Source organism: Blastocatellia bacterium (genome assembly GCA_035275065.1).
In the GTDB taxonomy this organism is placed as follows: domain Bacteria; phylum Acidobacteriota; class Blastocatellia; order UBA7656; family UBA7656; genus DATENM01.
This window is the reverse complement of the sequence record DATENM010000130.1, coordinates 1-23,347: the sequence shown is the minus strand read 5'-3', so window position 1 is coordinate 23,347 and position 23,347 is coordinate 1. Positions and strand designations below refer to the sequence as shown.

The 23,347-nt window shown below is 61.3% G+C and carries 15 protein-coding genes and 1 tRNA gene; 8 read left to right on the top strand and 8 right to left on the bottom strand.

What is annotated here, in order from left to right; all coding sequences use genetic code 11:
- Positions 1-10: 10 nt before the first annotated feature.
- From cydB to VJ464_24430, 4 genes are all read right to left on the bottom strand, one after another.
- Positions 11-1,054: a cytochrome d ubiquinol oxidase subunit II gene (gene cydB / locus VJ464_24445; protein ID HKQ08297.1), complete on the bottom strand. Its 1,044-nt coding sequence runs from the start codon at positions 1,052-1,054 to the stop codon at positions 11-13.
- A 31-nt stretch (positions 1,055-1,085) separates the two neighbouring features.
- Positions 1,086-2,468 (bottom strand): cytochrome ubiquinol oxidase subunit I, encoded by a 1,383-nt coding sequence (locus VJ464_24440; GenBank protein HKQ08296.1) that lies wholly within the window; start codon positions 2,466-2,468, stop codon positions 1,086-1,088.
- 232 nt (positions 2,469-2,700) lie between these two features.
- Positions 2,701-3,870: a zinc-dependent alcohol dehydrogenase gene (locus tag VJ464_24435; GenBank protein HKQ08295.1), complete on the bottom strand. Its 1,170-nt coding sequence runs from the start codon at positions 3,868-3,870 to the stop codon at positions 2,701-2,703.
- A 21-nt stretch (positions 3,871-3,891) separates the two neighbouring features.
- Positions 3,892-4,896: an SRPBCC family protein gene (locus VJ464_24430; protein ID HKQ08294.1), complete on the bottom strand. Its 1,005-nt coding sequence runs from the start codon at positions 4,894-4,896 to the stop codon at positions 3,892-3,894.
- A gap of 294 nt (positions 4,897-5,190) precedes the next feature.
- On the opposite strand from VJ464_24430, the gene VJ464_24425 reads away from it, so the two are divergent.
- Positions 5,191-5,466, top strand: a complete 276-nt coding sequence (locus VJ464_24425; GenBank protein ID HKQ08293.1) for a hypothetical protein — start codon at positions 5,191-5,193, stop codon at positions 5,464-5,466.
- A 28-nt stretch (positions 5,467-5,494) separates the two neighbouring features.
- Here the strand turns inward: VJ464_24425 and VJ464_24420 are convergent, their stop codons facing one another.
- Entirely contained in the window at positions 5,495-7,567 is a 2,073-nt protein-coding gene (locus VJ464_24420) for a S9 family peptidase (protein HKQ08292.1), read from the bottom strand.
- Between the two features lie 218 nt (positions 7,568-7,785).
- Between VJ464_24420 and VJ464_24415 the strand changes: the two genes are divergently transcribed.
- Entirely contained in the window at positions 7,786-8,820 is a 1,035-nt protein-coding gene (locus tag VJ464_24415; protein HKQ08291.1) for a hypothetical protein, read from the top strand.
- Positions 8,821-8,874: 54 nt separating this feature from the next.
- Here the strand turns inward: VJ464_24415 and VJ464_24410 are convergent.
- Positions 8,875-8,957, bottom strand: a tRNA-Leu gene (locus VJ464_24410).
- A gap of 219 nt (positions 8,958-9,176) precedes the next feature.
- On the opposite strand from VJ464_24410, the gene rnr reads away from it, so the two are divergent.
- The 6 genes from rnr to rpoN all read left to right on the top strand — a co-directional run bounded on the left by rnr (position 9,177) and on the right by rpoN (position 20,807).
- The gene (gene rnr, locus VJ464_24405) at positions 9,177-11,369 is read left to right on the top strand and encodes a ribonuclease R (GenBank protein ID HKQ08290.1); all 2,193 of its coding nucleotides are present in this window, start codon (positions 9,177-9,179) and stop codon (positions 11,367-11,369) included.
- A 143-nt stretch (positions 11,370-11,512) separates the two neighbouring features.
- Positions 11,513-13,900, top strand: coding sequence for a hypothetical protein (locus VJ464_24400; protein ID HKQ08289.1), 2,388 nt, complete (start codon positions 11,513-11,515; stop codon positions 13,898-13,900).
- Between the two features lie 99 nt (positions 13,901-13,999).
- On the top strand, positions 14,000-15,709 hold the full coding sequence (gene recJ / locus VJ464_24395; protein ID HKQ08288.1) for a single-stranded-DNA-specific exonuclease RecJ: 1,710 nt from the start codon (positions 14,000-14,002) through the stop codon (positions 15,707-15,709).
- Positions 15,710-15,856: 147 nt separating this feature from the next.
- Complete coding sequence (lptC, locus tag VJ464_24390; GenBank protein HKQ08287.1) at positions 15,857-18,328, top strand: LPS export ABC transporter periplasmic protein LptC; 2,472 nt, start codon at positions 15,857-15,859, stop codon at positions 18,326-18,328.
- 97 nt (positions 18,329-18,425) lie between these two features.
- Positions 18,426-19,148 carry an LPS export ABC transporter ATP-binding protein gene (gene lptB, locus VJ464_24385; protein ID HKQ08286.1) on the top strand — a complete coding sequence of 241 codons (723 nt, stop codon included), beginning with the start codon at positions 18,426-18,428 and terminating at the stop codon, positions 19,146-19,148.
- A 93-nt stretch (positions 19,149-19,241) separates the two neighbouring features.
- Positions 19,242-20,807: an RNA polymerase factor sigma-54 gene (gene rpoN, locus VJ464_24380; GenBank protein ID HKQ08285.1), complete on the top strand. Its 1,566-nt coding sequence runs from the start codon at positions 19,242-19,244 to the stop codon at positions 20,805-20,807.
- 141 nt (positions 20,808-20,948) lie between these two features.
- On the opposite strand, the gene VJ464_24375 is transcribed toward rpoN, so the two are convergent.
- Both VJ464_24375 and VJ464_24370 read right to left on the bottom strand, forming a co-directional pair.
- Positions 20,949-22,601, bottom strand: coding sequence for a M20/M25/M40 family metallo-hydrolase (locus VJ464_24375; GenBank protein HKQ08284.1), 1,653 nt, complete (start codon positions 22,599-22,601; stop codon positions 20,949-20,951).
- Between the two features lie 116 nt (positions 22,602-22,717).
- The coding region (locus VJ464_24370; GenBank protein HKQ08283.1) for an FtsX-like permease family protein at positions 22,718-23,347 on the bottom strand (630 nt) is incomplete at its 5' end.

The window sequence follows — 23,347 nt, the reverse complement described above, 5'->3', positions numbered from 1 at the left end:
CTCACCTCCGTCAATAGCCGCCTTCATCCGTCAGCGCGACTTTGCCGCGGAACGAGCGGTAGAGGAAGGTGAAATAGCCGACCGCCAGCGCCATGCCGATCACCCACCAGACGAGACCCGCGCGCAGGCTGTAAGCGCCGCTGCCGACGTTATAGATTGTCAGGCTGTAAGCCGCATCGGTGCTCGCCGGCAGCAGCGTCGGGTAGAGCGCGAAGGCCGCGCCGCCAAGCATGCCGGCCAGAAAAGCCGACGACGCGAGAAACGCCGCCAGGTCCCGCCCCCTGGCTCGATACAACCGCATGGCCGCAAGCGCCGCGACGACCGCGGCGGGAATGGCCCAGCCCCACGGGCGGGCGCGGAAATTATCCACCACCTGCGGGCGCACATAAAGCGTGGCGATAAGGCTCAGGACGGTTAGCAGCACAAGCGCCGGCCAGGCCGACGCGGCGACGCGCCGGGAGCGGGCTTGGATCGCGCCTTCGGTCTTTAAGGCGACATAGTGCGCGCCGTGCAGGGCGAGCGTGACGAGCGCCAGCACGCCGGTCAGCACCGTGTACCAGTCGAGAATGCCGGGACTCGAACCCGCTCTGAAGTTCGTCCACAGCGGCGCGAAGAAGTAACCGGTGCTGTCGAGCGGCACGCCGCGAACGACGTTGCCGATGGCGGCGCCGAAGAAGATGGCCAGCAACAGGCTGGCGGCGGCGAACAGAAAATCGAACAGCGACCAGAGCAGCGGGTCGCTCACATGCGACCGCAGCTCGACGCCGACGCCGCGCAGCATCAGCAGCCACAGGACGATCATCAATGGCAGGTAGAAGCCGCTGAAGCTCGACGCATAAAGCAGCGGGAAAGCGAAATAGAGCGCGCCACCTGTGGCCAGCAGCCAGACTTCGTTGCCGTCCCACACCGGCCCGATGGTGCGCAGCACCAGACGGCGCTCCGTGTGATCCCTGGCGACAAAGGGGCTGATGATCCCTGCGCCGAGGTCGAACCCATCCAGCACGACGTAAGCCGTCAACATCAGCGCGACGAGAATGAACCAGACTGTTTCCATTATGCCGACCTCCTCTCTTATGATTCCGCGCTTATGATTCCGCCGTCTCGGGCAGTATCTTGGCGCTCACCGGCGTTGCTTGCTCTGGCTTGTTTAGAAAATCGGGGCCGTGCATGATCTCGCGCCAGATCAACATCAGGAACAGGATGCCCAACACCATGTACATGCCCATGAAGCCGAGCAGCGTGAACAGCCCATTGCCTGCCGAGACATTCGCCGAAAAACCATGCTCGGTGCGCAGCAATCCGTAGACGACCCACGGCTGGCGGCCCAGCTCGGCGGTCAGCCAGCCGGCGGTGTTGGCGATGTAAGGGAATGGAAAGCTCAGCATCAGAATCCACAGCATCCAGCGCGCGTCAAAGAGCCGCCGCCGCCACAGCAGGAATGCCGACACCGCCATGACGAGAATGAAGATCGTCCCCAGCCCAACCATGATGTGATAGCTGTAATAAAGCAGCGGGATGTTGTCGGGCCACTGATCGCGCGGAAATTCGTCGAGCCCGCGGACGACCGCTTCCCATCGGCGATAGGTCAGGAAGCTGAGCATCCGTGGCACGCGGATCGGGTTGTCGAGTTGTTGCTTTTCAACGTCCGGCTGGCCGATCAGCGCGATGGGCGCTCCGGCTTCGGTGTGAAAATGGCCTTCCATCGCCGCGAGCGTCACCGGCTGATGCTCGGCGATCAATTTGCCGTGACCGTCGCCCGAAGGAAACAATTGAAAGATTGAAGCGACAACGCCGGCGGTGATGCCCATCTTAAGAAACAGCCGGCCATATTCCGTCTGCCGCTGCGACAATAGGTAGAACGCGCCGACCGCCGCCATCACAAACGCTCCCGTAACGACGGCGCCGCTCATGTTATGAAGGTACTGCCAGAAGGCCCACTCGTTGGTTAACAGCGCCCAGAAGCTGTTGAGGTGCGCCATGCCGTCAGGGCCGATCTCGTAACCGACAGGGCGCTGCATCCAGGCGTCGGTGACGATGATGAAATAGCCCGACAGCCATGAGCCGAGCAAGACCATGAAGGCGGCCAGCCAGTGTATGCGCTGCCCGAAGCGCTTTTCGCCGAAGAGGAACAAGCCGAGGAATGACGATTCCAGGAAGAAGGCGAAGACGCCTTCCATCGCCAGGCTCGTGGCGATGACGCCGCCCGAATACTGCGCGAACTTGGCCCAGTTGGTGCCGAACTGGAACTCCATCGGGATGCCGGTGATGACCCCGAAGAGAAAGTTGATGGCGAAGACTTTGGCCCAGAAACGTGCCGCGCGATTGTAACGTTCGTCACCTTTCCACAGGGCGAGCGATTTAAAGAGAACGATGAGCGGCGCCAGCCCCATCGTCAGTTGCGGGAAGAGGTAGTGATAGGTGATCGTAAAAGCGAAGTGCAGGCGGTGGATCGTGAGCGCACTGTCCATTATTCATCTCCGAGCGTCCGGCTTCATCGGTTGATTAAAGCACGGCTGCTTCTTTGATGACAGCGGCTCAGCAGCACCCGGAGATTAACACAAAGGGGCGGGCATTCAAAAGCTGAATGACACACGGGGACACGGAGGCACGGAGAAGACTCCGCGCCTCCGTGTCCCCGTGCCTCCGTATGTCATTCCATTCTTGACTTGCGGAATGGAATGGCCCTGTTATTCGTGACGCTCAAGGCTTCAGCACCACCTTCATGCAGTCGTCCTGCTTGTTGAGAAAGATGTCAAAGCCTTTGGGCGCGTCGTCGAGCCTCATGCGATGGGTGATGACGAAGCTCGGATCGATCTCGCCGTTTTCGATGCGCTTGAGCAGCGGCTTCAGGTAACGCTGCACGTGGCACTGGCCACTCCTGATGGTAATCAAGCGGTTCATCAAAGAGCCCATCGGGAACTTATCGATGAAGCCGCTGTAGACACCGATGACCGACACGGTGCCGCCATTGCCGCAAGCCATGATGGCTTCACGGATGACGTGCGGGCGGTCCTGCTCCAGCTTCAGCGCCTGCTTGGTGCGGTCATAAGCGCCGAGCAGGCCGGGCTTGTGCGACTCCATGCCGACGGCGTCTATGCAGGCGTCCGGCCCGCGCCCGCCGGTCATCTCCTTGAGCGCTTCGAGCACGTTGACCTCTTCATAGTTGATGATCTCGGCGCCGACCTCTTCACGCGCCATCTTCAATCGGTAAGGGAAGCGGTCAATGCCGATGACGCGCCCGGCGCCGAGCATGAAGGCGCTCTTCATGGCGAACTGGCCGACCGGGCCGCAGCCCCAGACGGCAATGACATCGCCCGGCTTGATGTCGCACATCTCCGCGCCCATGTAGCCGGTCGGGAAGATGTCCGTCAGGAACAAGACCTGCTCATCCGTGAAGCCGTTTTCGATCTTCAGCGGCCCGACGTCGGCGAACGGCACGCGCGCATACTCGGCCTGGCCGCCGGCATAGCCGCCCGTCAGGTGCGAGTAGCCGAAGATGCCCGCCGGCGAATAGCCCATCAGCTTTTCGGCCATCCAGGCATTCGGGTTCGAGTTCTCGCAGAGCGAAAACATCTGCTGCTCGCAGTGCCAGCAGTGGCCGCAGGCAATCGGAAACGGCACGACGACGCGGTCGCCGACTTTCAAGTTTTTCACTTCTTTGCCGACCTCGACGACCTCGCCCATGAACTCGTGGCCGAGGACGTCGCCCGGCTCCATCGCCGGAATGAAGCCGTTATAAAGATGCAGATCCGAGCCGCAGATGGCCGTCGAGGTGATCCGCACGATGGCGTCGCGCTGGTTGAGGATTTTAGGGTCCGGCACCTCCTGCACTTCGACCAGCTTGGGACTCATCCAACAATTTGCTCTCATGTGTTACTCCTTTCTCTTCGCCTAGGCCGCGCCGTCCGCAGGCGGCTGGTGCGGATACGGGCCGCGGTGAATGCTTGAATCCGAATGAACGACTTCGCCGGCTTCGAGCACCTGTTTGAGGCGGCGGAGGTCGCCTTTGATCTGCTGTTCGGGCGCTTCGCCGAAGAGCTTGGCGACGGCGGCTCCTAAAGCGCCGGCGGGCGGATTGTATTCGACCTCGACGCGGACTTCGGTGCCGCGATTGCCCGGCGCGCGGTCAAAGCGCACCGTGCCGGAGTTGTCTACGTCGGCGCCTTCTATCGAGCGCCAGGCGATCAACTGGTTCGGGCGGTCTTCGATAATCTCGGCGTCCCATTCGACAGTCGTGCCGGCGGGCGCTTTCGCCACCCAGTGTGAACGCTTTTGGTCGGACACCTGCACGGATTCAAGATGGCTCATGAAGCGAGGCAGATTCTCGAAGTCGCGCCAGAAGCGATAGACCTCTTCGGGCGCGCGGTTGATGGTGACGGTGTTGACGGCCATGACCGCGCCGTGCGGGCCGCGCACGGTGCTGAGCCGCTGCGCGGTGTAGAGATCGAGCGCCGTCACGCCGATCACCGAAGCCATCGCCGCCGAGAGCTTGAGCTTGTCGGTGCCGCTCGACATCAGCGCCACATCGAGCGCCGCCAGATCCATTGCGTCGCCGGCCACCCGCGCCCAGACCCAGGCGGCGGGCCGGCGTTGCGTGAGAATGCCAATGCCGGCAGTGATCTCGCGCAGGCCGCAGGCGAAGCGAATGAAGTTGGTGTGCTCGCCTTTCGCGCCGATCAGTTTGCCCAGCGCTTTGGGCGCGAGCACCTCTGCGAGACCGAGGCCGATGCTGAACCAGCCGAGGAAGCTGGCCAGCCGCTCTTCGGGCGCGGCGTTGGAGGCTTGCAGCCGCTGTAGGTGAAGATAATGCCGGTCGCGCTGCCGCACGTCCTGGCCTTGCGGCGTCTGCGCCTCTTGATCCGGCGCGAGCGCCTGCCGTGTTTGCTGAACTGCCATGTTCACTCTCCTCTCTTGCTTGTGCTTAATCTAAGCATGTTGATGACAGACTCTGTTTGATTGTGCATGAAGAGTTGATTGAGCAAGGAGTGTGCCCATGCGGACGCTTGCGATGCGTCTGCGAGCAAAGACAGCGCAGGGCAGAGTGCATGGCGCGTGGGGTGTTTTAGCGGCGCGTTGGGTAAATCGCGCCGGCAGCCGTCAGCGCGGCGGGCGAAAGGCGTTCGTCAATCCGGCGTTCTGTTGTAGAATGATTCCGGTACCTGGCGCGGTGGATAGTGAATTGGAGGACGAATGACCAACGAAGAGATGGAACGCGCCATCGAGTTTCTGCTCAATCATCATGCTCAACTCAGCGCCGACATCAGCAAGCTGACGGCTGCTGTCGAGGCGATGCGCGAAGAGATGGACGCAACGCGTGAGGAGACACGCGAAAGCTTCGATAAGCTGATCCAGGCGAACGAAGTGACGCGCCGGCTCACCGAAGAGGTGGCGCAGCTCGCCTTGCAGACCAGCCAGCGCGTCACCGGCCTTGAACATCGCGTCAGCGACCTTGAATCAAAGCCCTAGCCAGTGGCCGGCGCATTATGGCCGCCCCTTATGGCTGCGCTTTCGGCTTCACCAGGTAGCGCTCGAACCAGTCGAGCACCGTCGTGTACCACAGCTCGGAATTCTGCGGCTTCAATACCCAGTGGCCCTCGTCGGGATAATAGAGCAGCTTGGATTCGACGCCCTGCCGCTGCAAAGCGGTGAACATCTGCAAGCCTTCGGTGACCGGCACGCGATAATCCATCTCACCGGCGATCACCATCGTCGGCGTGCTGAAATTCTTCACAGACATGTGCGGCGACCATTTCAAGTAGAGCTGCGGGTTCGTCCACGGCGTGCCCTTGAACTCCCATTCGGGGAACCACAGCTCTTCGGTCGCGCCATACATGCTCATCAAGTTGAACAGCCCTGCGTGCGACACCAGCGCCTTGAATTTGACCCGCGCATCATCGTTATGGCCGGCGATCCAGTTGACCATGTAACCGCCATAGCTGCCGCCCGCCGCGCCGATGCGCTCGCGGTCAACGAAGGGCAGCGTCGCGACATAGGCCACACCGTTCATGATATCTGTATAGACGCGGCCTCCCCAGTCGCCCGAAATCTCGTCCGTGAAGCGTTGGCCGAAGCTGGTCGAGCCGCGCGGGTTCGGCATGAAGACCACATAGCCGGCAGCCGCAAAGATCTGCGGATTCCAGCGGTAGCTCCACGAATCGTTCCATGCGCCCTGCGGCCCGCCGTGAATCAGCACGACCATCGGGTATTTGCGCGCCGCCGAAAAGTTCGCCGGCTTCACCAGCCAGCCCTGCACCTTGACGCCGCCGGCGCCGTCCCAGGTCAGCTCTTCCGCCGCCTTGAAGCCGTACTGCGCGAAGGCCGCGTCGCCGACGCGCGTTACCTGATTGACGACGCCGCCCGCGGCGCTGGCGCGATAGACTTCGACGGCGCGCGTCAGGCTCTGGCGCGTGAAGACCATGCTGCGCCCGTCGGCGCTCACTTGCACGTCGTCGTTGAAGCCGTCGCTCACCAGCCGGCGCAGCGGCGCGCCTTCGAGCGAGATTTCATAGATCGGCTGGCGCGCGCGCTCGGCGACGACCGCGAGCAGACGTCCGCCTGTCGGCGTAAACGTAAAGCTCTCGACGCTGGCATCAAGCGATTCGGTCAGCGAGTGGCTCATGCCGGTCTTGCGGTCATAGAGCATCAAGCGCCAGCGGTCGGCCTCAAAGCCGGGCTTGGCCTGCGCCCGGTAAGCGATGTAGCGGCTATCAGGCGAATAGCGCGGCGACAGGTCGTTGGCCGGATTATCACTGGTAATGCGTCGCGCCTCGCCGCCCGTGACCGGCACGATGAAGAGGTCACCATTCGTAGATCGCGACTCGTCCTTGTCAGTGTTGCGCGCGAACGCAAGCTCTTTCGAGTCGGGCGAGAAGGCGTAATCGGTCATGCCGCCGAGACTGAAAGGCGGCGCGTCAAAGTCGCCGGGCGTCAGGTCGCGCGCCTCGCCGGTTTCAGTCGCGACGACGAATACGTGATTGCGCTTGCCTTCTTTCCACGCCGTCCAGTGACGGTAGAGCAGATGCTCAGTGATCTTCGCTTTGACTTTGCTCGCGGCAGCGGCTTCGGCGCGGCGGCGGTTGCAGTCGTCGCTCGTGCAATCGGGATAGACTTCGGAGGTGAAGGCAATCAAGTGCCCATCGGGCGACCAGACGGGATCAGCCGCGCCGAGCGCGAGGTTGGTCATCTTTTTGACTTCGCCGCTGTCAACGTCCATCGTCCAGATTTGCGCCTCGCCGTCACGCGCTGACACGAAGGCGAGCCGGCGGCCATCGGGCGACCAGCGCGGCGCGCTCGACGAAGTTTTTTCATTGGTGAGCTGGCGCGGCTCGCCGCCATCAACCGGGATCAAGTAGATTTGCGTCGTGCGGCGGTTGGCGGCTTTGTCGGTGTCGGCAATGGTATAGGCGATCATGCGCCCGTCGGGCGAAATCTGCGGGTCGCCGACGCGCCGCATCGTGATCAGGTCGTCAATGGTGAAGCCCCTGGCGGGCGGCGTGGTTTTACCGCTCGACACAGCAGCGAGCGATAATAAAACGATAACGACGAATGCGGCGCAGGTGCGCTTCATGAATTTTTCCTCCGACGAACCGGCTGTACGAATGATAAGACTCCTGGCACAGGCAAAAGGTTTTCAGATGGGTGCAAAATATGCAGCATAAGGAAATATTAAGATTAGCAACCCCGGCCCGCGCCGTCAAAAGAATACCGCGACGGGCCGCGCCCATCCTGCTTGAAACGCTTTTCGCGCGCCTCAAATCTTTGCGTCCTCACACGAAGCGCAGGCGTTTGCTGGCGGCCGTCTTACTCGCCTGCTTACCGCTCGCTCAGGCCGCCGCGCTGCCGGCGCTTCAAGCGACCCAGGCGACTGCCCGGAAAGCAGACTTTGATACCATCGAAGGCGCTTTTCATGATGGCCTTGGGACGTTCGCGGAAATCGCTCTTGCCAACGAATTGATCGCGCAGGCGCACCTCTCACAGCCACTGTTCGACGCCGCGCCGAGCCGCGCCAAAATGCGCGAGGCGATCCGCCGCCTGCCCGAATCGGACGCGCACCGCACAGTGTTTCAACAAGAGATCAGCCACATCGAAACGGCAACGCGGCGCGGCGCCGCAGAGCTACTTGGGCTCGCCGCGCCGGCCCGGCTCGTCGGCGTGCGCCACACGCCGCGCGACTATGCGGACGCGCATGCGGGCGATCTGCGGCTTGAGTTCGCGGGGCGCGCGCCGCTGCCGGTCTCTGTTAAGACCGACAAGTCGCACAAGGTTGCGGTCGCCGAAGGCCAGACGCCCGACATCGGCGCCAAGTGGGCGGCGCGTTATTTTCGCGTCACGCCGCCCGAGCTTGACCGGATGATTCGTGATCTCGGCTACTCGTCGCTTACGGAGCTGAAATCACATTACTTGAACGTCGCGCGGCTGGTGGCGCAGGTCTTGATTCATAAGCTGAAACTCGCCGACTGCGAGCCGACCGACTTCAGCCGGGCGCGCGTCGGCGACATGGAAGCGCTGAAGTATTTGCTGCGCCAGTTGCGCTACTTCAAGCACGGCAAGGATGACAGCCGGGTGATTATCTTCGACCGCGCGACCGGCGAGGTGAAATGGGAATCGCTGCTCGACCGCATAGACATCGAGCGCCTGACGCCGGAGCGCATCACCTTCCTGCCATCGCACCCGCGCGGCAACCCCATCGCGTCGGAGTTCGGCCTGCGCATTGATGGCGCGACGGTGGTTTCCTTTCAGGTCAAGCACCGGCGCGGGCGGGCGCGCGGCACCGCCCGCGAGCTGGAATTTCTCGACATCACGACGCGCCTGCGAATCTGAAAAGCTTGACCGAAGCGTTGATTAATCGACTGTGGGAAAGAGGAAAAGAAAGGATGCGGATGAGAGGACTTGAACCTCCATGGGATTGCTCCCACAGCGTCCTGAGCGCTGCGCGTCTGCCATTCCGCCACATCCGCATGATGTGCGAGTGCGATTCAATCGAAGCAAAAATAGTCTACCGAGCAACCGCAAAATGTGTCAATTTGATTTTGGATTTTCAATTTTCGATTTTGGATTCTTGCGGCGCTTTCGCGCCATTCATCGCGCGATCAGTCCGTAATCACGAAACACAGCGCGCCAGGGCCGCCGCGACCTTTTGACAATCTAAAATCTAAAATCCAAAATCCAAAATCAGTATGGATCTTTCACCGCAACGAGTCCTGAAGGCGCTGCCGAAATCACGCGAGCGCGCCGTCACCGTAGATCGCCTGGCCGAAGCCCTCGGCTTAAGCGAAACCCAAACGGCGCGGCTGCGCGAGTATTTGAAAGAGTTCGCGCGAACCGGCCTGGCGGCGATGAAGAATCATCGCTACTGGCGCAAGTCGTTCGACGGGCTGTTGATCGGCACGCTGCGCGGCACGCGCTCCGGCCATGCCTTCGTCGTGCCCGAAGATGAGCGCGAGCGGCAGCGCGGCGACCTCTTTATCGGCGAGCGCCAGATGGGCGCGGCGCTGCACGGCGATATGGTCATCGCCCGCGTCACGGCACAGAAAGCACGCGGGCGCGAAGGCCGCATCGAAGCCGTCTTGCGCGGCACGGCGCCGACGGTCGTTGGCCGCTTTATCAAGCTCCCGGCGGAGAGTTTCGTTTCCCCGATTGACGAGCGCTTTCTCCATGAAGTGAGTGTTGCGGCCGCTGACGCCAGGGGCGCACGCGACGGCGATATCGTCAACGTCGAGATCACCCGCCCGCCGATTGCCGGTCGCCCGCCCTGGGGCCGCGTCGTCGAAGTCCTCGGCCCGCCCGACACGCCCGGCATCGATATCGAGATCATCATCCGCAAACATCGCTTGCCGCATGTCTTTTCGGAAGCGGCGCTCGCCCAAGCCGAAGTCATACCGGAAAGCATCAGTAATGAAAACCTCACAGGGCGAGTTGACCTGCGCGACTGGCTGACGATCACGATTGACGGCGAAACCGCCAGAGATTTTGACGACGCGGTCTCTTTAGAGCGCTTACCGAACGGGCGGGCGCGGCTCGGCGTCCACATCGCCGACGTCAGCCATTATGTGCGCGAAGCGAGCGCCCTCGACGAAGAAGCATTTCGGCGCGGCACCTCGGTCTATTTCCCTGAGCGCGCCATCCCGATGTTGCCGGAACGATTGTCGAACGGCATCTGCTCGCTCAATCCGCGGGTGGATCGCCTGACGATGTCGGCGCTCATCGAGCTGGACGCGCGCGGGCGTGTCGTAGATTACCGGCTCGCGCCAAGCGTCATTCACAGCCGCGAGCGCATGACCTATACGCAGGTCAACGAGATCATCACCCATCCCGAAGGCGAAACGGCGCGGCGCTATGCTCACATCCGCGATATGGTCCTCAGAATGCACCAGCTCACGCTGCTGCTCATCGAGCAGCGCGAGGCGCGTGGCGCGATTGACTTTGATCTGCCCGAAGCCGAGCTGTGGTTCAACGACGAGGGCCAGATCGGCGGCATCCTGCGCTCGGAGCGCAACATCGCGCACCGTTTGATCGAAGAGTTCATGCTGCTGGCGAACGAAACCGTCGCTCGTCATCTTGATGGGCTCGGCGTGCCGCTGCTGTTCCGGGTTCACGAAGAGCCGAACCCGGTGAAGGTCGAAGAGTTCGCTGAGATTGCCGCCTCATTCGGCCACAAGTTTTCCATGCACGGGCCGGTGCCGCAGCGCGGCTTTCAACACCTGGCGACACAGATTCGCGGCCTGCCCGAAGAACGTATGCTCTCTTACTTAATGCTGCGCTCGATGCAGCGCGCCAAGTATGCCGCGAAGAACGAAGGGCATTACGGGCTGGCGATGAAGACCTACACGCATTTCACGTCGCCGATCCGCCGCTATCCCGACTTGATCGTCCACCGCGTTCTGCGCGAAGTGGTCGAGCGCGGGCGCACGAACGCCGCAGACTTTGCCATCGATCTTGGCGAGCGCCGCGCCTTGAAGCGCTTGGCCGCGCCGGTGCTTGACGAGGAGAGCGAAACCACGCTGCGCAGCCGGCTGGTCAACATCGGTGAACACGCCAGCGAGCGCGAGCGCGTTGCCGCCGACGCCGAGCGCGAGCTGATGGATTGGCGCAAGGCCGAGTTTATGGCCGGGCGGGTCGGCGAAGTCTTCGACGGCGTCATCACCTCGGTTAAGGATTACGGATTTTATGTCGAGCTGAATGACTTCTTCGTTGAAGGGCTGGTGCATATCTCGACGCTGACGGACGACGAGTACGAATACCAGGAGCGCAAGCACCGGTTGAGTGGCGGGCGCACGAATCGCAAGTACCGGCTCGGCGATGCCGTGCGCGTCGTTGTCAGCCGCGTAGACCGCACGCGCCACTTGATTGACTTTGCGCTTTCGGATTAGAGCGAGCGGACTGCCGCCCTGGAGGATTAAAGATTTACGCCGGCAAGCGCTTGATGTAAGCTTGGTCACCTCAGGTTCGTAACCGGTCAGACGCAGATAACAGGAGATCAAGCCGGCGGTGCGCGATGGGATAGGAGAGCAGCATGATGGGCAAGCGTCAGTTGGGTGCGCAAAACTTGATACGGGCAGCGGCGATTAGCTTCATTCTCATCCTTTCAATTAACGGGAGCCGCGCGCGCGCCGGCGTCACGGCTCAAGCCGAGACTCCAACAATCGCGCCGGTGATCACCGACATCGAGGTCGATGGAAAAGTTCTGACCGTTATCGGCGCGAATTTCAGCAGTGGCGCCAAAATCCTGCTCAATGGCGAACCGCAAAAGACCCGGTTTGATTCTCCGACGCAGTTGACCGCGAAGAAATCCGGCAAGCGAATCCATCCCGGCGATAACCTTCAAGTGCGTAATCCTGACGGCACCACCTCGCCGGAGCTTCTCTATTATAAAGAGCCCTACGAAATTTCTGTTATGGCAAATGACGTGGCTTATTCGCCCGTCACCGACCGCCTCTACGTCAGCGTCAACAGCCAGGCCGCGCAGTATGCCAATTCAATTGCCATCGTCAATGCGCGCACGGCGCAAGTCGAAACGACCATCGCCGTCGGGCACCAGCCGCGCACGCTAGCTTTTTCTGACGATTACCGCTTCATTTATGTCGTGATCGAGGAGGGGCTGAAGGCGCAGCGCGTCAACCTCGGCACCAGCCGCGTGGATTTGCAGATTGATCTGAAGACGGCGTTCGGCGTTGACGGCTGTGCTTTTGCGGGCACAGACCTGCGCGTGATGCCCGGCCATCCGGAGACCATCGCCGTCGCGCTTCAATGTAATCAATATACCATTGGCGCGGTCGTTGCCATCTTTGATAATGGTGTCCGGCGACCCGCCATCGTCACCGGGATATTCACCGGCAGCACACTCTGCTTTGGCGCGACCACGGATACGCTGTGGGGCTACGAGGAGGGCAGCACCAACGTGTCGCAGTATCAAATTGACGCGCAGGGCGTCCATCTGGTCGACAAGCCGTTCGAGGGCCTGCTCTCCTACGCCCGTCAGCAGCTGGTGCTTCACAACGGGCTGATCTATGCGACCAATGGCCGCGTCGTGCGCCCGGAGCTGCGCACTTTTGATGGGCGATTTTTCACCCAGGAGGCGTTCGGCGCTAACGCCTCTGCCCTGGATACCAGTACCGGGCGCGCTTACTTCGGGCAGCGCGACGGCTATGATTTCGCCATTGCGGAATTTGATATTCGGACCTACCGCCTGACCCGGTATTACAAAGCCTATTACGGGCTGGTCTCGGAGCTGGGGCAGATGGTGAGCTGCGGTTCGGCGGGCCTGGCGCTGCTGGTCCCGCCGCTGGTTACCACGGGCCGGATCGTGATCTTCCCGCTCTCGCTGATGAAGCCGGGGCCGACATACGAGCCGCCGCCGCCGCTGCCGATCAACGGCGGCGTGCGGCGCATCCCGCTGCCGAATTACGAGATCACTTATGACGCCAGCCGGCAACGGTTTTATGCGAGCGTGCCGAGCGTGTTTGATAAGTATGGCAATTCGATTGTGCCGATTGATCCGATTGCCGGCACGGTCGGCGAGCCGGTCTGGGCGGGCAGCGAGCCCTGGCAGATGGCGGTCACCGATGACGGGCAGTATCTCTACACGGTGCTGTTCGGCGGGCGCGCCGTTCAACGCCTGCGGCTGCCTGACCTGGCGCTCGATCTGCGCTACCCATTGTTTAATGACGGAGCCTTGTTCCAGGGGCCGATGAGCACGACCGCCGCCGACATTCTAACCGTGCCCGGTCATCCTGAATCGCTCGTCGTCGCCCGCTGGGGCGATCATAACCACGACCCGTTCGATTCCGATGGCGTTGCCATCTACGATAACGGCGTCAAGCGCCCCGCTTCGACGCCCAACTGGATTTTTGGGTCGCCAAGGATCAACACGATTCAGTTGTCGGCGTCGGCCAACGCCGTCTATGGCCTGACGACCGACAGCTCGGACCACACCTTCACGCGCATGGGGCTTGATTCGAGCGGGGCTCACATCACGGCCAGTCGCGAGTTTGTTGGCGAAGAGGGCGTCTCGAAGATGCGCTGTCAGGGCGGCCTCTGTTTTACGAACACCGGACTGATCATTGACCCGGAAACGCAAACGCGGCTCGGCAGATTTCGCTTCGACCTCTCGCCGCTGCACATCGGCGGCACCGACATGGTGCTGCCGGACGTGGCGCATAACCGCGTCTATTTCATTATCGCCCTCGATTCGAATTCGGGCGGTGGCGTCTACGTCCTGGCCTACGACCTGAGCACACGGATGGAGGTAGCGTCGTACAGGGCGCTTGATGGACTGAAGAACATCGTGAGCTTCTGGGCCTGGGGCAACGATCAGTTCGCCTTCAGCACGGGTGAGGAGGTTGTCTTCTTCCCGAAATCGCTGTTACAGCCGTCCGCGCCTTCCGCGTCCGCGCCGCATTAACATCGAGCGATTGAGCGTCGAGCCCGACTCGGCAGTGCCGACGACGGATGGGCTTCCGCCTTCGTCGTTTGTCTGCCGCCGTGTTACCATCAAGCGCAAATGACATCAAGAGTCCCGAACAAACGATGGGTGCAAACACACGCCGACAGCGCGCAGATTGCGCGGCTGGCGCGCGACCTGCACCTGTCCGACGTTCTCGCGACGGTGCTCGCCAATCGTGGCATCACCGACCCGCAGACCGCGCACAGCTTTCTCCACCCATCGATCAACGATCTGCACGACCCGTTCCTGATGCAGGACATGCGCGCGGCCGTGCGCCGCATCCTCGAAGCCGTGGCGCGCAAAGAGAAGATTCTCATCTACGGCGACTATGACGTTGACGGCACGACCTCGACGGTCATTCTCAAGAAGGCGCTGACGCTCGTAGGCGCTGATGTGGCGTATTACATCCCTGAGCGCTTGAAAGACGGCTACGGCCTGCGCGAAGACGCGATGGACATGGCCAAGGCGCAGGGCTATCACCTGATCATCAGCGTTGATACAGGAATTCGCGCCCGCCAGGTCGTCGAACATGCGCGCGCGCTCGGCCTCGACATCATCATCACTGACCACCATCTGCCGGAACAGGGGCTGCCGCGCGCCAACGCCGTGCTCAACCCGAAGCGCAGCGATTGTAATTACCCCAACAAAAACCTCGCCGGCTGCGGCGTCGCCTTCAAGCTGGCGCAGGCACTGTTCATTGAAACCGGGCGCACCAACCTGATCGAGCCGTTCATCAAGATCGCCGCCATCGGCACCATCGCCGACATCGTGCCGTTGACGGGTGAAAATCGCGTCATCGCTCGATATGGGCTGGCGGGCCTGAGCCGCCCGAATAATCCGGGGCTGCGCGCCCTGCTCGAAGTCGCCGGCGTCGCGGGCCGCCCGGTGTCGTGCGTGGATGTCGGCTTTCGCATCGGCCCGCGCATCAATGCGGTGGGTCGCATGGCCGGCGCGAGCGCGGCGGTTGACCTCTTCGACGCGCCCGATCTGGAGACCGCCATGAAGCTCGCCATGCAGATGAACGAGCAGAACCTGGCGCGGCAGCAGGCCGAGGCAGACATCCTGGCTCAGGTCATGGCGGCCATCGAGCGCGACCCCAGCGTGCGCCAGTCGCGCGTCGCGGTCATTGCCGGCGAAGGATGGCACCGCGGCGTCATCGGCATCGTCGCCTCGAAGGTCGTCGAGCACCTGCACCGCCCGGCCATCGTCATCTCGATTGAAAACGGCGTCGGGCATGGCAGCGGGCGCTCAATTGAAGCGTTTCACCTGCTCGATGGGCTGGAGAGTTGTGGCGAGTTGTTCGAGCGCTTTGGCGGCCACGCGCACGCCGCCGGCCTCGCGATAGCCGCCGACCGCATTGATGAGTTGCGGCGGCGCTTGAACGATCATGCGGCCGGCGTCTTAAACGACGAGGCGCTGGTGCCCATCGTCGAGACCGATTACACGCTGCCGCTCAAGCAAGCGTCACTGGAAACGCTGGCCGAGCTGGCGCGGCTAGAGCCGTTCGGGCCGGGCAATCCCCAGCCGATCTTCGAAGCGCACGGCGCGCAGATCGTCCAGTCGCCGCGCGTCCTCAAAGAGAAGCACCTGAAGTTCCGCGTGCAGCAAGCGAGCCGCTGGCTCGACTGCCTCTGGTGGGGCGCCGGCCATCGCGCCCAAGACGTTTTCTTAGGTGACCGCGTCAGCCTCGCCTTCACGCTTTCCGAAAACACCTACAACGGCAACACCCAGGCGCAACTGATCCTCAAAGACTTGAAGATCGAGTAGCCAGAGGTCAGAGGTCGGGAAACAGTGCCTTTGACTTCTGGCCTCTGATCTCTGTTCTCTTTCTCGTTCGACACTGCCGCGCCCGGCGTGTAAGAATCCTTGCGAGCGGCCATCGCTTCATTATCACGTTCCGAGTTTTGTTAAGCCATGTTACGAGTCAAGCTCTTATCCGCAGGAAGATTGATAGCCCTGGCGCTGTTCGTCACGATTGCCGCGGCGCTCGCCGTCTACCTGGTGATGCGCCATAAGCGCAGCGAGCCGGAAGCCAAAGGACATCTCATTGACGGCAAGATCGTCGCCGTCTTCAACAACACGCGCTACGCCCATGAGGTCGAAGGCAAGGTGCGCTTCGTGCTGACCGCCGGCACCGATAAGACCTACGAGAACGGCGGGCACGAGCTGGAACAGGTGCAGCTTGAATCGTTCGGCGCCGACGGCAACCGCCACGACTTCGTCACCTCTGAGCGCGCCAACGTCAGCGACACCAGTGACCTCAACAAGCTGATCGGCGAGTTCATCAGCAACGTCGTCGTCCGAACCTCAGATGGCTTGACGGTGAAGACCGACTACATGCGCTACGACAGCGTCAAGAACACTGTGGAAACCGATAAGCCGGTGGCGTTCGAGGGGCGCAACTACACGGGCACTTGCACTGGCGCGCTGATTGAAGCCACCGAAGAGCGCGCGCACCTGCTCGCTGACGTTGACTTCACGATCAAGCCGGGCGACGAAAAGAAAGAGCCGGCGACCGGCAAGAGCGCCGCGCCGGCTGGGCAGCGCGAAGAGACTGCCGCCGAGCGCGAAGCCCGGCGGGCGCGCAAACGCGCTCGCAAGCTGGCTCGCAAGCAAGCCGAAGCGGCGGCGCTCGCCAAAGCCAACCCTGATGCCGCCGCCGGCAACCCCACCGCGCCCGCCGCCACCGCCAGAGCCGGCGACCGCGGTGGCGCGCCGCAATTTCAATCGAAAGAACCGACACGGGTGCGCTGCGGCAGCGCTTTGCTTGAAAAGAAAGAGCATCGCATCACGCTCGACGGCAGCGCCAACATTACGCAGAAGGCCGACGAGATGCGCGCCGATAAGATCGTCGCCCACACAGACGACACCAATCACATCGAGCGTGCCGAAGCGCGCGGCAACGCTTACCTCAAACAGGGCGACCGCGCAGAGGTGCAATCGCCCGACATGGACTTTTTCTTCGGCGCGTCGCATCAACTCGAACGCGCCGTCGCTACGGGCGGCGCGCAGACGCGCTCGCTCGGCCAGGAGCCTTTGCGCGAAGCGCGCGCCGACACGCTCGAAGCTCTCTTCAATCCGACCGCCGCCGGCAGCCTGGCTGAAACGATCAAAGCCACCGGCAACGCCGATGTAAAAATGCATGCGCCGCAGCCCGCCAACGCGCAGCAGAACCCGACCGAGCGTCAACTGACCGCCAACAACATTACGTTAGAATTTCATCCCGACGGCAAAAACCTGCGCGCCGCCGACGCCAGCGAAAACGCCGTGATGACGGTGACGCCGGTGCGCGCCGTCAAAGGCGCCGACAAGAAGACGATTCACGCGCCGCAGATGAACGCGGTCTTCTACGAGCAGGAGAACCGCATTAAGACTTACACGGCGACCGGCGGCGTCCGCATTGACATCGAAGCGACCGTTAAAGACGCGCACCCGCCGCGCGTCACCACCAGCAAGAGTTTGAAGGCCGACTTTCTAGCCGACTCGCAGGACATTGATCAGGCGCTACAGGAAGGCGATTTCAAGTACAACGAAGGCGACCGCCACGGCCTTGCCGAGCGCGCCATCTACGACGGGCAGAAAGAGATTCTCAACCTGCGCGGCAAGCGCCCGCAGGCATGGGACGCCAAATCGCGCACACAGGCCGACGAGATCGATTACGACCGCCAGAAAGACGAGAGCCACGCGCGCGGCGACGTGCGCACGACCTACTACAGCCGCGAAACGACGAACGACGCGACGCCGTTTAAGAACACCAAGTCGCCGGTCTTCATCACCGCCGAGCGCGCCGATGCGCGCAATGACGAGGGCATCGCCATCTACACCGGCAAGGCGCGCGGCTGGCAGGACGACAACTTCGTCAAAGGCGACCGCATCGAACTTTATCAAGATGACAAGCGCATGGTGGCGACGGGCAACGTCGAAAGCGCGCTCTATCAGGCGCAGCGCGAAACCACGCCCGGTAAGCGCGAAACCGTTCCTGGTTTCGCCACCGCCGAGCGCATGAATTACTCGGACACCGAGCGCCTTGTCCACTACGAAGGCAACGTCCATGCGCGGCAAGGCGCCGACCGCATCGATGCGGCGAAGGTAGACGTCTACTTGCAGAAAGAGACGAACGAGGTTGACCGCATGCTGGCCGACGGCAACGTCACCCTGACCCAGCCGGCGCGTCGCGGCACGGGCGATCATCTGGTCTATACCGCGAGCGACGGGCGCGCGGTTTTGAGCGGCAAAAACGCCCGCGTCGACGACGCCGAGCAGGGCTCGACCATGGGCACTGAATTGACTTTCTATAGTCGCGATGATAGGATTCAGGTCGAAAACAGACAGGGCACGGGCCGGGTTCGATCTACTCATCGTTTGACAAAATCCAAAGAGAATTAGCAACAAGCCAATGGTAGAAGATGTCGCTGTGATTGAGTCGCCTCCCGAAAGCCCGACGCCTGCGCCCGACCCAGAGGCGAGCCCTCCGACCAAAGCGATCAGCGTGCTCGGCGCCATCGGCTTGCGCAAGTCCTACCGCAAGCGCACGGTCGTCAACGACGTCTCGCTGGAAATCAGGCAAGCAGAGATTGTCGGGTTGCTCGGGCCGAACGGTGCCGGCAAGACGACTGTCTTTTACATGATCGTCGGATTGGAAAGGCCCGACCGCGGCAAAATTTTCCTGAACGCCAAAGACATTTCGCGGCTGCCGATGTACCTGCGGGCGCGCAACGGCATCAGCTATCTGCCGCAGGAAGCCTCGGTCTTTCGCAAGCTGACGGTCGAAGAGAACATCCTGCTGGTGTTGCAGACGCTGCCGCTCACCAGGCGCGAGCGCGAGCACCGGCTCGAAGCCTTGCTCAACGAATTAGACATCGCTTACGTGCGGCACACGAAAGCCTACCAGTTGTCGGGCGGCGAGCGGCGGCGCACAGAGATCGCCCGCTGCCTGGTGATCGAGCCGCGTTTCATCCTGCTTGACGAGCCGTTTGCCGGCATTGACCCGATTGCCGTCATCGATATTCAGCGCATCTTGCAAAAGCTGCGCGAGCGCGGCATCGGCGTGCTGATCACCGATCATAATGTCCGCGAGACTCTGGCCATTACCGACAGAGCGTATATAATAAATGACGGACAGATTTTTCGCGCGGGGACGCCCGATGAGTTAACCGGTGATGAAGAAGTGAAACGAGTCTACCTGGGAGAGAATTTCAAAATGTAGTTATTAGTTGCCAGTTGCCAGTTGCCCGTTCAAGAAGCGAATGTTTTCTGTAGAACGGGCAACTGACAACTGGCAACTGGCAACGGGTTTATTATGTCTGTCAAGCCACATCTTACAACGAGTCTTCAACAGCGGCTGGTGTTGACGCCGCAGATGCGGCAACGCATTGAGCTGCTGGCGATGACCAAGCTCGAACTGTCGGATATGGTCACCACTGAGATGTCCGCCAACCCGGTCCTCGAAGAGGTCGCGCCCGGCGACGGGCCGGACGAGCACACGACGATTTCCGACGACATCGCCGCCATTGACGCGGTGACGGCGGATTACGCCGGCGCCGAGGCGAGCAAGGCCGGGCCGGTTGACGGGCAGGCGATGAGCGATTTCACGACCTCAGCCGAGACCGCCACCGTTAACGCCGTCGAAGCGCCGATCAGCGGTGAAGCGGAAGTCGAGCCCGAGCGCGAGCGCGACCCGTTCCAGGAGATTGACTTTGGCGAAACCTGGGAGCAGTACCTCGATCCCGGTTACAAGACGCACGAGTACGAGGCCAAAGACGACGTTTCGTTCGAGAATATGTTGACCCGCCGACAGTCGCTCTACGAGCAACTGATCGAGCAGCTCCACCTGACGGATGTGCCGGGGGATGTGCGCTCGGCGGGCGAAGCCATCATTGGTAATCTGGATGACAATACCGGCTTTCTCGACGCCACGCTCGAAGAGATTGCCGCCATGGGGCCGTGGCCTCTAGAAACCGTCGAACGCGCCCTGCACATTGTCCAGCGGCTCGATCCCGTGGGGGTCGCGGCGCGCGACGTGCGCGAGTCGTTGCTGATTCAACTCGATGTCCGCGGCATGGGCGACACGCTGGCGACGCGCATGGTGCGCGACCATTTCGAGAGCCTGCAAACGCACAAGCTGCCGGAGCTGGCTAAGACGCTGGGGGTGCCGCTCGAACAGGTGATCGCCGAGATGGAGATCGTCAAGCAGCTCGACCCGAAGCCGGGGCGCAAGTATTCCGCCGAAGAGGCGCAGCCGGTCGTCCCCGAAGTCACCATCGAAAAGGTCGGCGACAGCTACGTCATCCGCTTTGAAGACGAGGGCATGCCGCACCTGCGCATCAACCGCACGTACCGCCAGATGATGGAGTCGAAAGACGCCACCAAAGAGACGCGCGACTATATCAAAGAGCGCTTTCGCTCGGCGGTTGATCTGCTCAAGAACATCGAGCACCGGCGGCAGACGATCTACCGCGTCTGTCAATCCATCGTCGAGCGCCAGCAAGAATTCCTCGACAAGGGCATCGAGTACCTGCGCCCGATGATGCTCAAAGACGTCGCCGAAGACATCGGCATGCACCTGAGCACGGTATCGCGCGTCGTCAACCGCAAGTACGTCAACACGCCGCAAGGCGTCTACGAGTTGCGGCGCTTCTTCACCGAAGGCATGAAGAGCGATTCGGGCGAAGACGTCTCGACGCGCGTGCTCAAGCTACAGATCAAGAAGATGATCGAGGCCGAAGATCCCCACCACCCGATCACCGATGATGAGATCGCCAAGCGGCTGGCGAGACAGGGCGTGAAGATGAGTCGCCGAACGGTTGCCAAGTACCGCGACCAGATGCGCATCCCTGGCTCGCGCGAACGCCGCGCCATCGTATGATGAACCACGTTTCGATTGCGGATTGCGGATTGCGGATTGCGGATTGAAGTCGATGCGCAGACTTCATCCGTTAGCTTTGATAAGCCAAAATTCGGCAGTTCTTGCTAATTCAATGCTCGATAATCCGCAATCCGCAATTCCCTATGGCTTCGTGACCTCATCCGCCAGTGGCTTGTCTACGCGCGGGCGTGTCGCTCGATTGGCCAGCTCCCAGGCCGTCGCGTAAATCGTGCGCGCAATCTTTTCCATGTTCTGATAATCGATCTTCTCGACGGAGTCAGTCACGCGGTGATAGTCCTCGTGCTCGCCGTCCATGTAAAAGATGATGGGGATTCCTTTACGCGCGTAGTTGAAATGGTCGCTGCGGTAAAAGAAACGGTTAGGGTCCTTCGGATCGTCATAGCGATAATTGAACGCGAGGTTGAGGTAAGACTTGTTCACCGCCTCGCTTATCTCGCCGAGTTCCGTGCTCATCAGCTTAGAGCCTATGAGAAAAACTTCACCCGGTCTTGGCAGCGGCTGATTACCGGGCTTGTCATTCTCCGTCTTCGTTCGCCCGATCATATCTATGTTGAGCTGTGTGATGACCTGGTTGATCGGGATCGTGGGATTCTCTGTAAAGTACCTCGACCCCCACAGCCCTTTCTCTTCGCCGCAATGCCAGATGAAAAGAATCGACCGCTTCGGGCGAGGCCCTCGCGCGAAGGCTTCGGCTATCGCAAGCACGGAGACCGTGCCGGAGCCGTCGTCGTCCGCGCCGTTATAGATTGCGTCGCCGTCCACGGGATTTCCGATGCCTACGTGATCGTAGTGCGCGCCGATGGCGACGTACTCGCTTTTAAGCACAGGGTCGCCGCCTTCGAGCACGGCTACCACATTTTGAGTGCCCACCTGCTCGGCCCCCGTCGTGACGGTAAAGCTCACCTTCTTGGTCGCGACGAAATCGAATGGCTCGACCGGGTCGCCCGCTGCCGCCCGGTTGAAGACGACAGAGCCAGACTCCTTCTCCCCCTGAAAGAGCGCCGTGAGCATCTTCGGCGAAGCGTTGATCGCGGGTATCGCAGTGCCGCCCTGCGTGCGGAATTTCTCTACGGATATTGAGCCTCGCTCCAGATCGAGATGGCGGGATCTGTCCCAGTTCGCCATCGTCTGAAAGCTGGCGGCAAAGATAATTCCCTTCGCCCCATGCTTGATCGCGTTGGTGAATGGCTCTTCCCAATCGACGCCCTGCTTGCCCTTAAAATCGCTGAAGCTCACCCCCTTTGGAAGCCCCGACCCGGCTATGACCACGATCTTGTCTTTCGCATCGATGCCTTTGTAAGCGTCCACGTCTTTCGCTTTGAACATGAACCCGTGGCCGACATAGATGAGCGGGCCGCTCGCGGTCCCGTTGACGGGCTGGGCCAGGAAGTCATCGCCGTAACTGAAATTCTGGCCGTTTATCTCCGCGTGTGTCTGCGCGGGCACGACCTTCTCTCGCCTGAGCATTATGCGCTGAAAGTATGTGCCCTCGTCACCGGCGGGCTTGAGTCCCCACCGCGAGAGCGTCATCGCTAAGAACTTCGCTGTGGTGTCCAGCCCGCGCGATGGCGTGTCGCGGCCTTCCATCTCATCCGAGGCGACGAAGTAAAGGTAGTCTTTCAACTGCTCTGCTTTGATATAGTCGGCGTTGCCGTGAGGCGTCGCGGCAGGAGTGGGCTTCTCGCCTTTGCGCTGGGCGTAGGCGTTCCCGGCGGGCATCGCGAGCGCGCCGGTCAGTATAAGACTTAATAGAGTGAAACTAATTTTTTTCAAGCTGTCTCCCTTTTTAAAAGGATGAGCGCGGGACGAACGATTTAAGAATCTCAAATCTGAAATCCGCCATTCGTCGTTCGTCGTCCCGCGTCATCGCTTCTCTTCACCGTTTCTCTTCATTCATACCTGAGCGCTATGCCTGGGTCTACCCTCGTAGCGCGGCGGGCTGGCACGAAACAGGCCACCAGAGCCACTCCTGTCAGCACGAGCGGTATCAATACGAACGTAAGCGGGTCGGTCGCGCTCACCCCGTAGAGCAAGCTCGACATCAAGCGCGTAACGGCGAATGCGATTAAAACCCCTATCGCGACGCCCATGACGGCGAGCAGCATGCCTTGCCGCACGACGAGCTTGAAGACATCGCCACGGCTCGCGCCCAGCGCCATGCGAATGCCGATTTCCTGCGTGCGCTGCGTGACTGAATAACTTATCACGCCGTATATACCCATCGCAGCCAGCGTCAAAGCGAGGGCAGCGAAAGCGCCGAGCAATAACATGCTGACGCGCCGCAAGGTGATCGAGTCCGAAGCAAGCTGCTCCATCGGGAGCACCTTGTTGAAAAACGGCTGGTCTTTATCCACGGACCACACCTCGTTACGCACGGCGGCGACCAGGCTCGTAGGGTCCGAGGCGCTGCGTATGGTGAATGCTATCAGCGGAAACGTCACTTGGTCATACGGCCTGTATATGTCAATGTGAGTCTCTTCCGACAGCCCGAAGGATTTAACATCCCGCACTACGCCCAC

Excerpts from the sequence above, each read along its gene's own strand:
- cydB (HKQ08297.1), bottom strand. The coding sequence starts at position 1,054 with ATGGAAACAGTCTGGTTCATTCTCGTCGCGCTGATGTTGACGGCTTAC.
- VJ464_24440 (HKQ08296.1), bottom strand. The coding sequence starts at position 2,468 with ATGGACAGTGCGCTCACGATCCACCGCCTGCACTTCGCTTTTACGATC.
- VJ464_24435 (HKQ08295.1), bottom strand. The coding sequence starts at position 3,870 with ATGAGAGCAAATTGTTGGATGAGTCCCAAGCTGGTCGAAGTGCAGGAG.
- VJ464_24430 (HKQ08294.1), bottom strand. The coding sequence starts at position 4,896 with ATGGCAGTTCAGCAAACACGGCAGGCGCTCGCGCCGGATCAAGAGGCG.
- VJ464_24425 (HKQ08293.1), top strand. The coding sequence starts at position 5,191 with ATGACCAACGAAGAGATGGAACGCGCCATCGAGTTTCTGCTCAATCAT.
- VJ464_24420 (HKQ08292.1), bottom strand. The coding sequence starts at position 7,567 with ATGAAGCGCACCTGCGCCGCATTCGTCGTTATCGTTTTATTATCGCTC.
- rnr (HKQ08290.1), top strand. The coding sequence starts at position 9,177 with ATGGATCTTTCACCGCAACGAGTCCTGAAGGCGCTGCCGAAATCACGC.
- VJ464_24400 (HKQ08289.1), top strand. The coding sequence starts at position 11,513 with ATGATGGGCAAGCGTCAGTTGGGTGCGCAAAACTTGATACGGGCAGCG.
- recJ (HKQ08288.1), top strand. The coding sequence starts at position 14,000 with ATGACATCAAGAGTCCCGAACAAACGATGGGTGCAAACACACGCCGAC.
- lptC (HKQ08287.1), top strand. The coding sequence starts at position 15,857 with ATGTTACGAGTCAAGCTCTTATCCGCAGGAAGATTGATAGCCCTGGCG.
- rpoN (HKQ08285.1), top strand. The coding sequence starts at position 19,242 with ATGTCTGTCAAGCCACATCTTACAACGAGTCTTCAACAGCGGCTGGTG.